Origin of the sequence: Nodosilinea sp. LEGE 07298 (assembly GCF_015207265.1) — a bacterium.
GTDB lineage: Bacteria > Cyanobacteriota > Cyanobacteriia > Phormidesmidales > Phormidesmidaceae > Nodosilinea.
The window spans coordinates 1-12,592 of the sequence record NZ_JADEXE010000203.1; the positions used below are offsets into that span (position 1 = coordinate 1).

General features: G+C 54.7%; 10 protein-coding genes and 1 pseudogene. 2 read left to right on the forward strand and 9 right to left on the reverse strand.

The window, feature by feature from the left end; translation table 11 throughout:
* Window positions 1–25: 25 nt before the first annotated feature.
* Window positions 26–922, forward strand: a complete 897-nt coding sequence (truB, locus tag IQ273_RS22780; RefSeq protein WP_194025455.1) for a tRNA pseudouridine(55) synthase TruB — start codon at window positions 26–28, stop codon at window positions 920–922.
* Between the two features lie 394 nt (window positions 923–1,316).
* Entirely contained in the window at window positions 1,317–2,441 is a 1,125-nt protein-coding gene (locus IQ273_RS22785) for a glycosyltransferase (protein ID WP_194025456.1), read from the forward strand.
* A 7-nt stretch (window positions 2,442–2,448) separates the two neighbouring features.
* Here the strand turns inward: IQ273_RS22785 and IQ273_RS22790 are convergent, their stop codons facing one another.
* From IQ273_RS22790 to IQ273_RS33925, 9 genes and pseudogenes are all read right to left on the reverse strand, one after another.
* Window positions 2,449–3,030: a class I SAM-dependent methyltransferase gene (locus tag IQ273_RS22790; RefSeq protein WP_194025457.1), complete on the reverse strand. Its 582-nt coding sequence runs from the start codon at window positions 3,028–3,030 to the stop codon at window positions 2,449–2,451.
* On the reverse strand, window positions 3,027–3,770 hold the full coding sequence (locus IQ273_RS22795; RefSeq protein WP_194025458.1) for a PIG-L deacetylase family protein: 744 nt from the start codon (window positions 3,768–3,770) through the stop codon (window positions 3,027–3,029). The genes IQ273_RS22790 and IQ273_RS22795 overlap by 4 nt, the downstream gene beginning before the upstream one ends.
* Window positions 3,764–4,987: an acyl-CoA dehydrogenase family protein gene (locus tag IQ273_RS22800; RefSeq protein ID WP_194025459.1), complete on the reverse strand. Its 1,224-nt coding sequence runs from the start codon at window positions 4,985–4,987 to the stop codon at window positions 3,764–3,766. Before IQ273_RS22800 ends, IQ273_RS22795 begins: the two co-directional genes overlap by 7 nt.
* A 334-nt stretch (window positions 4,988–5,321) precedes the next feature.
* Window positions 5,322–6,800: an alpha-amylase gene (locus tag IQ273_RS22805; RefSeq protein WP_194025460.1), complete on the reverse strand. Its 1,479-nt coding sequence runs from the start codon at window positions 6,798–6,800 to the stop codon at window positions 5,322–5,324.
* 736 nt (window positions 6,801–7,536) lie between these two features.
* Window positions 7,537–7,776 (reverse strand): hypothetical protein, encoded by a 240-nt coding sequence (locus IQ273_RS22810; RefSeq protein WP_194025461.1) that lies wholly within the window; start codon window positions 7,774–7,776, stop codon window positions 7,537–7,539.
* Between the two features lie 291 nt (window positions 7,777–8,067).
* Complete coding sequence (locus IQ273_RS22815) at window positions 8,068–8,562, reverse strand: DUF3368 domain-containing protein (protein WP_194025462.1); 495 nt, start codon at window positions 8,560–8,562, stop codon at window positions 8,068–8,070.
* Complete coding sequence (locus IQ273_RS22820; RefSeq protein WP_194025463.1) at window positions 8,555–8,806, reverse strand: UPF0175 family protein; 252 nt, start codon at window positions 8,804–8,806, stop codon at window positions 8,555–8,557. The genes IQ273_RS22815 and IQ273_RS22820 overlap by 8 nt, the downstream gene beginning before the upstream one ends.
* A gap of 168 nt (window positions 8,807–8,974) precedes the next feature.
* On the reverse strand, window positions 8,975–12,316 hold the full coding sequence (locus tag IQ273_RS22825) for a tetratricopeptide repeat protein (protein ID WP_194025464.1): 3,342 nt from the start codon (window positions 12,314–12,316) through the stop codon (window positions 8,975–8,977).
* Window positions 12,317–12,380: 64 nt separating this feature from the next.
* Window positions 12,381–12,592: pseudogene (locus IQ273_RS33925) on the reverse strand (IS4 family transposase); the annotation flags it as partial.

Here is a 12,592-nt window from a genome sequence, read left to right on the forward strand (position 1 = left end):
CCACACCCCACACCCCCAACTCACATTGACTACCGCGCAGGGATTTCTGAACCTCTACAAGCCCCAAGGCATCAGTTCTCACGACTGCGTCGGGGCGGTGCGGCGGCTGTTGGGCATTCGTAAAGTGGGCCACGGCGGCACGCTCGACCCCTTGGCCGAAGGCGTACTGCCGATCGCGGTGGGTCGAGCTACACGTCTGCTGCCCTACCTGCCCGAGGGCAAGGCCTACCGGGCGATTATCCGCTTCGGCCTCACCACAACGACTGATGATTTAGAAGGCGAAATTCTCACCCAGCAGGCCGCCGATCGCCTGACAGTCGAGGATATTGCGGCTTGCCTACCCGAGTTTGAAGGGGCGATCGCCCAAATTCCGCCCGCCTTTAGCGCCATTCAGGTGCAGGGGCAACGACTCTACGATCTGGCCCGTAAGGGACGCGTGGTAACGCCTCCCTCGCGCACTGTGACAATCCACAAACTAATGGTGCAGCACTGGCAGCCGGGGGAGCAGCCGGAGCTGACGCTGGATATAGACTGCGGCCCCGGCACCTACATTCGCTCGATCGCGCGGGATTTGGGCGATCGCGTGGGCACTGGCGCTACCCTGGCCCACCTCACCCGCACCCGCAGCGGTGGCTTTAGCCTGGAGCACAGTTTATCGCTGGAGACAGTGAGCGATCGGGTCGAGCGCCAGTCCCTGGAGCTGGTGGAGCCAGCTGTCTCATTGACGCATTTGCCTGCGATCTCCCTCTCCCCAGACCTAGCCCGCCGCTGGCAGCAGGGGCAAAAGTTTCCGCCCCCAGTGGAGATACCGCCCAACACGCCCTATCGCATCCTGAATGATGCTAGCAGAGAGTTTTTGGGCATTGCCCAACTCGAAGAACGGGACGAAGGGCCAATTCTGAAAGCAAAAATGGTGCTTTAGGTGCTTTGTAAGGCTTGCTCTTGGCCGAATTATAGAAATGTAGATCAGCATCTCACTGACTTAGGCTAAAGCCTGCCCCACACCGTCTTTTCGTGAAAGCGCTTTGTCTGCTTATCCTGAAGCAGACCTAACAAGCCTTCCTAAACCTGTAAACCTTCCGGAAGGAAGATACCCATTGCCGCAGGGTAAATTTACTCTTGAGAGATACTATTGTGCGCCGATAAATTCTAAAAGGCGTGTTTAAGATTGGCTTCCAAAAAGGATCGGTATGCAAAGTAATTGCAAAGAAGCAATTCCTGATTTTTGGCCGAGTAAGTTAGCTTTAAACCCAGTTTCTTCAGCACCTACTCTAATTCGAAAACCGCCGCTGCTGCAGAGCTTAGTATCTATCATTGTGCCTGTGCGCGATGAAGCCGCAACCTTAGACGAAACCCTGGCCGCTCTGGCTGATCAAGTCGATTTCAAAGGCTGTCTTATACCCCCAAGTCACTACGAAGTGATTGTTTTTACTAATAACTGCACCGATGAATCGGCAGCGATTGTTCGACAATTTGCCCGTCAGCATCCTGAGCATCAGATCCACTTAATTGAGCAAACCCTGCCGCCTGAAGAAGCCTACATTGGCCGGGTGCGCCAAATTTTGATGGATGAAGCCTATCGCCGTCGCTGTTGGGTCGGTCAGCCTCGGGGCATTATTGCCTCTACCGACGGCGATAGCAGGGTAGACAGCCAGTGGATTGCGGCTATGCTCTACGAGTTTGAGCGGGGGGCCGATGCCGTGGGGGGCCGCACGGTAACTCAGCGCTCAGAGCGACAGGCCCTTGATGTTCAGACGCGGGCTACCTACCTACGGTTTGTGGGCTATCGATATTTGATTAAGCAGCTGGAAGACTATTTGGATCCTGATCCGTTTGATTGTCCACCCCGGCACTATCAGTTTTTCGGGGCCAATTTTGCCATTACCCATGAAATGTACGCCCTGGTGGGAGGGCTGTCCCCATTGCACACGGGTGAAGATGTGGCGTTGCACCAGGCGCTTTTGGCGTTTGGTGCTAAAGTGCGGCACAGCTTTCTCATGCGGGTGACAACGTCGGCCCGTCAGCAGGGGCGGGCCACCCTGGGTTTGGCCGATCGCCTGGCCCAGTTTCAGCATCTCAGTCAGCGCCAGCAGGTGTTTTTAGTTGAACCAGGGGCAGCGGTTGAGGCCAAACTGCGGGCGCGACGCGACCTGCGCAGCTACTGGTGGCGCTACTCGACCGGCCAACCTGCGCTAGCCCAGCCCTGCTTGGCATCGCTGGCCACTCAACTGGCCGTGCCACTGACGATGCTACATCAGGCTGTGGAGCAATCGTCCTCACCAGGAGAGCTTTACCAGCAGATCGACCAGCACCAGCAGACTGCGGGCCTCTGGCAACGGCAGTGGGGCAGTGTTGCGATCGACAAAGCGATCGCCGACTTGCGGCTGCGACTGTATCGGCTGCGTCAGCAGAACCCTGTCGCCGCAGGCCGCCTACCCTAGGTCGCTGTTAGAGGCGCTCATACAGATCGAGTCGATAGTTTTCGGTGCGCCCGTCGTGCAGGTGGCGGAACCGGGCTGTAGCAAAGACCTCAAAAGCATCGTGGACGTCGTCGCCCCGCAGCGGATAGCTAGGGGCATCGTGCACCCAGTGCACCAGTAGCAGATGACCACCGGGCCGCAGGGAGTTGTAGATGCGCGCCTGGGCCTGGTGCAGATCGGCCCGGCACCAGTAGTAGCCCACTTCGGAGAGCAACACCAGGTCAAAGCGATCGCTGGGGTAGTCGTGAGGCACGTTCATAATCTCAAACCGCACCTGGGGCAGGTGTTGGCAACGCTGCATGGCCTTGGCCTGCGCCACCGTTGACAGATCGACGGACAGCAGCGAGTCGCAGCGATTAGCTAACTGGGCGGTCAGCACTCCAATGGAACCGCCAATTTCAAAGGCTGAGCCGTAGCGGGGCCGGGGTAGGGCGGCCAGGGTAGCGGCATATTTGGCCGCCTCGTAGGGGCTGGTTTCAAACTGCCAGGGGTCGTCGTCGGCTTGGTAGAGTTGTTCAAAAAAGTCGGCACCGAGGGAGGGTTTGGTCATGGCACAGGCTCCAAAAAAATTTCCCAGGGGTTGAGAAAACTGGCGATTAGTTCAGGCGACAGCCGAAAGCCGGTAGGGTCGTCGTGGATGAGGTCGGTGGTCTGGGAGCGGTAGCAGGCGATCGCCTGGCGCTTGAGTTCCACAAAGGAGGCGATATCTAGTCGCCAGGGCCGGTAGCTAGCATCCAGAGGCTGGCGCTGCTCGGGGTCCCAGTCCCAGACGGGGTATTCGATCAGGCGGGGCGGCTGCGGTAGGGCAGCGATCGCCGTCTGCATCAAGCTCCAGGTGGCCCGGTGGTCGCGGTGGGGGTCGTAGCGATAGGGCAAAAACAGGGTGCGGGGAGCCACCTGAACCAGGGAGCGCTGACACTGGGCCAGCGCCGCCTGGGCTAGCGAAGTGGAGAGCGAGGCCGAGGGCACCGAGCCGTCGGGAAGCCCCAAAAAGACGACCTGGCTAGCCGCCACCCCTAACCGAGCCAAAGCGGCCAGGGTTTCGGCCTGGCGCACCTGACGCAGGCGAGGAGCAGGGTAGAGCCGCGATCGCGGGTGCGATCGCGTGCCGTCGCTGACCACCAGCACCGACACCGGCAGTCCCTGGGCGCGCAGAGCGGCGATCGCACCGCCGCAGGCCAGCGTTTCGTCGTCGGGATGGGGGGCTACCACCAGCACCGGGGCCTCGCTGGGCAGCGATCGCAGCGGTAGCGTTTCTGGATGGCTGAGGGGGGAGACACTAGCTACCATAGGTCGTGGGCGGGGGTGGTTTGGCTCAGCACGTAGGCTCCTGCGCCTGCGATCGCGGCATCGTAGGCGGGCTGGCGCAGGTACAGGGTCAAATCGCGAATCACGCGCTCAATGGCGTGGCTGGGCAGCAGCCCCCGCGTGCCCACCGATCGCTCGCAGAGCTGCATAGTCTCCATACAAATTTGCTCGATCGCGGTGCGCATCATGTTGGCGTAGGCCAAGAGCCGAGCCTGCTGGGGATGGTCACTTTGGGGATCGCCACCGAACTGCGAATCGTAGGCGACTATCTGATCAGCTGCCCCGCGCAGCCAGAGCTGGCCCGTCTCTAGGGCGATCGCCATCTGCCCCAGCCGCTCCTGCTGGTAGGGGTGCTCGGTGCGTTGCTCGGCCTGCAGGTACTGCCGCGTCAGGTCAAACAGGGCCTCCGCCCCGCCGAGCTGAACCGCCGCAAATCTCACCACTCCAGCGGTGAGCCACGGCTGTCGCAGATAGTCGCCGGGTTGACCAATCAAATCGTCGGCCCCAATCTCTACGCCGGTAAAGTCGATCTTGTAGCTGGCGGTGGCTCGCATTCCCATCGGTTGCCACCAGTCGCGATCCCACTTGGTGCTGACCTCATCCATGGGCACGATCGCCATCTGCCAGGTGCCATCGGGCAACTTGCCGTTGACAAAGGGCCGCTCCACATAGCCCGCCCCCGAGCAAAACGTTTTGGCCCCCTCTAGCCGATAGCGTTGACCTCCCAGGGGCACAATGCTCAGGCCTTCGGCATCCTCCGCATTCCACACGCCAAAAATTTTGTGGCGATCGCGCACCGCTTGCCCGTAGCGCTCAACCTGCTCTGCGGTGCCAAAGGTTTGAATAATTTGCAGCGCGTTGACGTGGCCCTCGTACACGCGCCCTACCGCCAGGTTGCCTCGGCCAATGTGCTTGAGCGATCGCAGCAGGTCGTGGGTTGTCGCCGCATCAATACCCAGGCCGCACCCCCCCAGCGGCTGGCGCAGCGGAGCCACCAAAAACCCTTCCTCGGCTAGGCGCGCGAACGCTTCTACCGGAAACGCACCGGGCTTGTCAACCTGGCCCGCCTGCTGCGCAAACCCCTCGGCCATTTGGGCCGCTAGCCGCACTAACGCAGCCGTAGAGGGCGAGGTCGTTTGAGGCAGCGATATCTGCTGATCGGTGGTAGTGGCCAAAGCTCTAGATAAAGAAGTGTTCATTCGCTCAACATCAAAGAAGGTTCACTTGGGCAAAGTTACTGTTTCTACATTTTGAGCAAAGACGATTCAAAGGTGGGGTAGATAGGGCGTTGCCCAGTTCGAAGGCCGAGACGAAAGCCCCATTAGGCTAAAGCTATTGCACTGGGCAAATGCCATTTGCCCCTACCCATCCACCCCCTTTCTCCCTACGGGAGACGCTATCTTCGACTTCGCTCAGGGACCGATCCCTTCGACTTCGCTCAGGGACCGATCCCTTTCTCCCTACGGGAGACGCTAGCGCGAACGACTCCGCTCAGGGACCGCCACCCATCTAACCGCCTACCCGTCCACCCATCTACTCCTTCGGTACCCACACCGAGACCGACCCGGCCTGGCAGCTAAACTCGGCCCAGCCTTCGTCGTTGGTGGTGACGGGTTCGCTGACATGCTCAGTAATGTCGTAGTAGGTGCAGTTGGGCCGACCCACCTCCATCCACTTGTGGCCGTCGTCGCCGTTGGTCAGCACCACCGCCATACCGCCGGGGTTGGCCTCAGTGCCAAGCCGGGTCCAGCCAATGGTGCTGGGGTGGTCGAAGTAGTCGTACTGATCGCCAAAAGCATAGGTACTGCGGGCATACAAGAACTTATCGATTAGCCACTTGTGGCTGTCGAGCCAGATCTCATATTCGCCGCCGTCGTTGCCAGTGTCTTTGTAGTGAGCGCCGTAGTAGTCGGCGTAGAAAATGCAGGGGTAGCCATCCTGCCGTAGCAAAATTAGCGCGTAGGCGAGGGGCTTGAACCAAGGCTCAACGACCGATTCGAGCGATTGCAGCGGCTGCGAGTCGTGGTTGTCGACCAGGGTGACGGCGAGGGCGGGCTGCTCTTTGACCAGGGTGTTGTCAAAGATGGTGGTGAGGTCGTAGTCGCCCCCGGCCTTGCTGGCCTCGCAAAAGTTGTAGTGCAGGGGCGCATCGAACAGGTGCACATCGCCCTCGGTGACATCGATAAAGTGGTGCAGCGCCTCAATTTCGTAAGACCAGTACTCGCCCACAGCAAACAGTCTGCGCCCGGCATGTCGCCGACAGTGCTGCAACCACTGCGGGAAAAAGCCCGCCCGCACGTGCTTGACAGCGTCAAATCGAACGCCATCGACATCAGTGGTATCGACATACCAAGCGCCCCACTCTTTAAGGGCATCGCGTACCTCGTCTGACTCTATATCGAGGTCGCAGCCCATCAGGTAGTCAAACGCGCCTTTTTCAAGGTCTACGTTTTCGTCAAACTGTTTACCTTCGAACAGGTAAACGGCGTCGTAATCGGGGTCATTGGCATCGTAATCGACGGCGTCGAAATGCCACCAGTGCCATTCCATATCGGAATATTTGCCCTGGCGACCGGGGAATTTGAAGTGGGTCCAAACCTTGACCGTCCGGTTTTCGCCAATTTGCTCATGGCGGTTGTCGTGGCTCATGGGGGTGGCTTCGACTTCTTCGAGGGCATCGCCGCCCATCATGTGGTTAAACACCACGTCGGCATAGACCCGAATGCCCGCTTCTTTGGCGGCTTTTATGCTCTCAAGGTATTCGGCTTTGGTGCCGTATTTGGTGCGAACGCTATTCTTTTGGTCAAATTCTCCCAGGTCGTACAGGTCGTAAACGCTGTAGCCTACGTCGATGCCACCGGCAGTGCCTTTGTAGGCGGGCGGTAGCCAAAGAGCGGTAATACCAACCTCAGCTAAGTCTTTTGCGTTTTTAGCTAACTCGTTCCACAGGTTGCCATCGGGCTCAATGTACCAATGAAAATACTGCATCATCACGCCGTTAGGCTCTGACATACCTGTGAAATCCTTTTGGGAAAATAATGGTTGCTTCGGAATTATGGCAGGTTTTCTCAGATTTTTCGGTCTACCTTGCGGCATATTTCAACATAAGTAGGGTGGGCACTGCCCACCACCAAACCCTAGCTCTTCTACAGTCAACTGCTTCTCTCCTAAATAACATTAATAATGTTTCCTCTCCTTTAAGCTACCAAAAGAACAGTATTAGGGTGAGCGAAAAAGCACCGCAATGGGTGTAGGTGCGATAAGAGCTGGGTTTATGACAAGGGCTAGGAGGGAAAGGTTTAGGGTTCTTGTTGCTTACTAAGGGGAATGGTGGGCAGTGCCCACCCTACTAAATCTTCCTTAAATAGGGAGCTTCGAATGGACCTTAACCCCCCTTTTTAAGGGGGGCAGGGGAGATCAGAACAGTTTTAATAGTGAAGTAGAACGTCTTTAGAGCACCTTCTTTTGCTGCGTGAGAATGGCCTGAAGTTTTGGGCAATTTAAGAGGGTAAACCGTTAGGGAGCACTACCCAAATGCCCGTAAACTTGAGACTCCTGATAGGCTGGCTTCGCTAAGTGTGAGGCCAGCCTATTTTTTGGAGATGCACCCCACGGGAGGTTGTCGGTAGGGGCGCACGGCGTGCGCCCAATGTAGGGCCTGTAGTCACGACACCGCGAACTGAAGGCGGTGGTTGATTGAATGCCCCAAGATGGGGAGGGCAAATGCCGTTTGCCCCTACGAGAGCCCCTAGTCGTCTGGAGTGACCAGGCGGCGGGTCATCACGCTGATGTATTCGCCGCTGCGCCCGGTGGGGATGGGCTCAATCCAGGCGACTCGATCGCAGTAGCGCAGCACTTCCATGCGGTTGATGGCTTCTATGACGGCGGCGTAGTCGCCCAGCAGTATGTGGGTGAGCCGGTCGGGCCGGTAGGTGGGCAGGGCAAACGAGGCGGGCAGGCCGGGCTGCCCCAAGGGTTGAAAAGTCATGCGGTTGTCTCCGTTTTCGGGTGAAGGAAAACGGGGAACGCTCTAGCGCTGTCCCAAAGAAAGGTAAACGAAGACGCTAGCTCCTAGAATGCACCTAGGGCATCTCACTTACCCGGTCTAAGCTGGGATGTCTTAGGGTGCAGGGGAAGCTGTAACTTCCCCTACGCCCGTCCTAGATTACATTCCCCGCAAAAATACGGTACAGCAAGTGCCCTTGTAGAACAACCGTACAGGCGCAAGGATATTTTGTGGGGATGGCCAGGGATAGAGCCGGGCAAATAGCATTTGCCCCTACGGGGTTTCGCCTACGTCTCGCAGCACAGCTTCAATCAAACTAGAGCGAATATAAATACCGTTGGCCTGCATGGTTTGAATGTAAGGCTTTAACGCCGGTATTAAGCCTGCTTTTTTAGCTCGGCGCAAAATACCTAGGGTGCCAATGCGGCGGATAGCTAACCGCTCAGCAACCCGACGGGCTTGGGCATCGTCGAGTAATACGGTGCTATTGGGGATAGCTTGGGCCAAGGCAATGGCCTCGGCCTCTCCTCGATCAACCAAGATCAGCAGAGGTTCTAGAATGGCTGGCTCTGAAGCTTGAATCGTCAGCCACGGTACCTGACTTACAGCCTGTGACCCTGGTAAACCGATACCTTTAACGGTGACTTCATCCCAAACAGCGGGGGGAGCATAGACACTTTGATAAAGCTGAGGAAGGAGATCAAGTTGCTCAATGATAGCCAGGGCGATGAGAGGGCTGCTGTCGGCAATAATGGCGGCGTTAGTCATCGCGAAGTTCGTCGGCGATCTGGTCGTCGTCTAGGTTAATGACTGGTATTTGCAGCCGCCCCAGTTCGTACATAAAGCGCAGCTTGTCCATGCCGCAAAAGGTGGCGGCTTTGCCCAGAGAGAGGCGGTGCAACTCGAAGAGTTTGACGGCAAGCAAAAAAGCTAGCTCAGCCTCAAGCGCCTGGGGCGATTTACCCGAGGTAATGAGCAAGTCGTCGGGGTAAGGGATAGAGAGGCTGTGCATAGATATACCAGAGAGCCCAGACCGTATGGAATATGCTAATCGTTATGATAGCCGCTGGAGCTTGCGCCGCTTGCCGATGGCCCTCGGTAGGGGCGCGCGGCGATCGCCCAATGCAGCGTCTGACGCCTTTCGATCGGGACTATGGGCAAGATTCCTAACACAGAACTCTTATTCCAGATACACCAAAGCTCGAAATCGTTCATCATCCCGAATACGGTCAAAATCTGGGTTGCACTTGGCTTCCCTTCGGCTATGACGAGGTGCAATTTCAATCGCTTTTGTTAAATTATCGATTATCGGTTCAAGCTCACCTTGCAGGGCGTAACAGCAGGCTTTGGCATAGTAGCCGCTCTCATGCTTAGGGTCTTGCTGAATTGCTTGGTCACAGTCAGTAAGGGCTTCGGCATAGCGCCCTGCTCTTGCCAGAACAATACCGCGATTTGCTTTAAGTAAAGCTTCTTCAGGGCTTAAATGGATTGCTTGGTCAACCGCAGCGATTGCTTTGTCAAAATCTTGAAGGAAGCTCAATGTTAATGCCTGAGAATTCAATACACCGGAATTTTTAGGAGCAATTTCAAGCGCTCGATCGAAAGCCGCAAGCGCTTCACCATACCGCTTCAGCGCTCGTAAGACATCCCCCCGGTTTATCCACGCATTAACAGATTTAGGGTCGAGGTCAAGTGCTTTTTGAAAGCTTTCCAATGCTTCCTCATAGCGCTCTAGATGATAGAGCGCAAAACCTCGATTTCTCCATGCATCAACAGATTTAGAGTCGAGGTCAATCAGCTTTTGAAAGCTTTCCAATGCTTCCTCATGGCGCTCTAGATGATAGAGCGCAAAACCTCGATTTCTCCATGCATCAACAGATTTAGAGTCGAGGTCAATCAGCTTTTGAAAGCTTTCCAATGCTTCCTCATGGCGCTCTAGATTGCCGAGTGCAACACCCTTTGTAAGAAAAGTCTGTGGATTACCTTCCCATAAATCTAGTGCTATCTCACAACAATCCAGCGCATCTTGATAGCGTTCTATGGTGTTCAGCAAATCACCAAGATTCAAAAAGAGACTGTGCAGTAGTTTTGGACGGCATTGAGTTGCTAGCTGTTCAGCCTGGCTTTTTGCTGGCAAAAGTGAATTAACCATTTCCCTGGAGCGCTTGCGGCGAAGAGACTTATAGATCAGTCCTACACATTTGCCAAGGCCATCTGGCACGTTATCTACCTGCTCTAGCAAAACTTGCAAAGCATCCTCAATGTTTTTCAATCGTGCCTCAATCGCGTCTTCTGATAAATCATCCTCACCTTCAAATTCAAGCTTGTAGCTTTTTGGAGGTTGACCTAGAAAAATCCAACCGAATCTGAGGGCGATCGCAGAATCTTTAAAGAATTTGCCCGTTGCTCTAGGAAGCAGTGTTTGACTTTCCTCACTTAACTCTGCACTGATAAAAGCAAAAGGTGCTATAAATACATCTGGCTCGCGCAGATAGGCTGCAATAAAAACCTGCTCAGTATATTGATGGAGTCCTTCTCTGCCTTTGCCAAACAGACTGTAATAAAGAAACTCGGCGATCAACTCTCGCCACTCCTCATCTTCATACGAATCGGGTAAAGGAGTTTGAGGCTCAACCAGCTCATCCGCTTGCCGCTTGAAGTAATCCGCGAGGAGTGCATTGGTTTTACGAAACTGATTTTGGTCGTCCTGAAAATAGGACCACCGAAAAACATCTCGCGCCACATCATCCAACCGATAATGCCCTTTACTAAACTCAACGAAATCTGAGCGTTTCAACCACTCAAAATAATCTTCTGCGGTGTCATTCGCCTGCTGTAAGCCAGGAATGTTGCACTCCAGCAAATATCGCATTATTGCCAAATCAAACCAGCGGCAACACGCCACAATCTGCAAAATCTTGCGCTGCTGCGAATCGGTGCCCTGTAAAAGGAGTTCGGCGATTGCCTGATTCCCTTTAGAAAAGTCAGGTTCTTTATCGTCCTCTTGTTGTTTCCTTACCCAGTCCAGATAATAGGGTAATCCCTGGGTTGCTCTATAGATCTTGGCGCGTGTCCCCCCATTTTGGATGCCAATTTGCTTGAGGTAGTTTTCTGTATCGTTTTTGCTGAACTCTTGGAGCGGTGTTGTATGGAGTAACGTCCGATCCTGATTGAGTTTGCGCCAACCTTCATCGGCCTGTAGCGATCGCCGCCCTACCACCACTAGTCGTACTGGAGAAGAAGCGAGCGGTGTATCTTCCACCAAATACTGCCATAGCCATTGATTTAAATAAGCCTGCGCTTTTTCATAGGTGTCTAAAATCAATACGAGCGATTGTGCTCTGAGTTGGGCAACTTGCATTAAACTCTCAGCAAATGCCTGCGTTAGCTGAGAAACAGGTTCCAACATGAGTGCCTGTAGCTCAGGCTGGTCTTTGGTTGCAGGGTGATTCCGCACTCGCTGCTGAATCCATTCTTTCAAGCCCTCGGCATCCTCACCGATTGCCCCTGAAGGCGCAAATTCCGCTCCATAAAATTTGGGGTGATTTGAAGTCGATGCAAAGCTGGCTGTCCCTAACCAGATAAATCGTTCAAACCAGCTGGTGATTTTCCTCGCGTCTTCACTACTGGCTTCTTTGCCATCTACTGAACGATGGCTCAATTCAAAAAGAGTGTTTTCAAAAAGCTGCTCTCGTTGGGTAAACGCATCGATGCTCGTTTCGGTGCCCAACAGCTCCCTTGCTTGCTGATGAACCTTCCGCATGAGCTTTAGCGGTGTTTCGATATCAACCGTTTTCGCAAAACAAACCTCCAGAAAATCAACGTTGCCTGTATGAGCTTCCCGCAATCGACCCAGCAAGGTCGTTTTACCCACTCCGCCAATGCCGCAAATATTAAATAGTAAGGGTTGTCCGTCAGGTTGTTGTAGTACTCTCTCAAAGCGATCTAAGAGCCTTTTCGCCTCATCCCGCTCGATATAATGCTCATCTGGAACACGCGATCGCATCGGAGACTGACGCGTTAATTCCCTGGATTGAGCAGCTTGCTTTATCTCTTTTTCCTGCTGAATCTTATTGACGACTGCACGGATACCCTTTGCAACTTCGACATAAGCTTCATCTCGATTTTCCCATTTAGTAATTGGTTGACTAGGTTCTGGCAATCCTTTTAAAGTTTGTAGCGGAGTTCCCTCCAGAGCCTCTATATCGAGCGGTCTGAGAAAAATAGGAATGATGCGAGCTTCTCCAGCATCATGACGTTCTCTCGCCTGCTCCAGTTCAGTGCAATAGCAAAAATCTGAATCGACAAAGCTGGGGCTGACCAGCAGCAAAATAATATCTGCCGAGTTCAGTTGACCGTCAAGCTCCTTACGCCAATCTGTACCGGGGTCAATTTTGCGATCGTGCCACGTTTCAATCTTATTTTGACGTTCTAGCGGCTTTAAGTGTTTTGCCAACTCATCACGTAAACTTTCATCTTCGTGAGAGTAGGAAAAAAATACCTTGACTTTGGCATCAGTCATTTAGCAAGTAACCCAAAACCTTTGACACCGTAGCCCTTAGTGGTGCAGAAAACTTAGGGCAGTCTCACCATGAGAATGTGAGGACCTTAGCGAACTCAATGCGACAGTCTAGGGCGTCTCGCTTGCATTGAGAGGCGCAAGCGGGCGGTGGATTGCCCTTAGGCAAGGCTTGGAGGATGGGCAAGGGCAAACGCTCGTAGCAAAGCCGAGCCAGTTCCCGCAAACCGAGTTGCAGAAAACTCAAGCCCCGGTCGCCATGCCAATCCAGACGACTCC